This is a genomic window from Candidatus Symbiopectobacterium sp. NZEC135, assembly GCF_025962695.1.
In genome coordinates this window covers 1-709 of the sequence record NZ_JAGFPF010001116.1, presented here as the reverse complement: position 1 = coordinate 709, position 709 = coordinate 1, and the positions used below count along the sequence as shown (strand labels likewise).

The 709-nt window shown below is 53.0% G+C and carries 1 protein-coding gene; it reads right to left on the bottom strand.

Annotated elements, in window-relative coordinates; translation table 11 throughout:
* On the bottom strand, positions 1–709 hold a 709-nt coding region (locus J5224_RS32800; protein ID WP_264629095.1), incomplete at both ends, for a terminase gpA endonuclease subunit.

The window sequence follows — 709 nt, the reverse complement described above, 5'->3', positions numbered from 1 at the left end:
ACCGCCATTGCCAGTATCGGCATGCTGCTGTCCGGGTTATCTGCCAGGGGATAGGCTTTATCCAGAACGTCAGTGCGTAACAAATCCCAGTCTTCGAGATAGCCAGCAGGGTCGATAGGTAAACTCTCGCCGTCATTACCAGGGCGAAGCGATTGGCGAATGTTGTAGCGATCGACAACCCAGCGTTCGCCATGCGCGCCATAGCCTATGACCTGTACCACAAAACGGCGCTTTTTCCCGCCCTGAACATCCACCGTGGCGACCATAAAACGAACGCCATCAGGCACCGTGCGCTTGATTACCTTCTCGGCACGATCTTTCAATGTTTCAGATTTGCGCTGCTCCTGCCCTGACTGCGGCATGTAGGGAATTCCCCAGTCGGTATTGATAACTGTCTTTAGGGTTTCTTCACTCTGCGTTACCTCGTATTCCTGCTGGGCGGTCAGCAGTTTATAAACGAGCTGGGATAATGTTTGATAGGCAGCGGCCGGACCTTCCATCCAGAAAGAGGCAATGCGTGAGCGTCGCCCCTCTCCCGTGATATTTCCGCTCCGATCTATCTGCTCACCTTCACGCAACCAGACACCACGTAAATTAAGTTCACGCTTTTTGTCAGCGGTGATTTTTCCGGCGCAGTGTGGACATTCAATAAATGCGGCCTCACTGGCTTTGACCGGATGGGGAATGTCCTGATAGCCGGTAACCACAT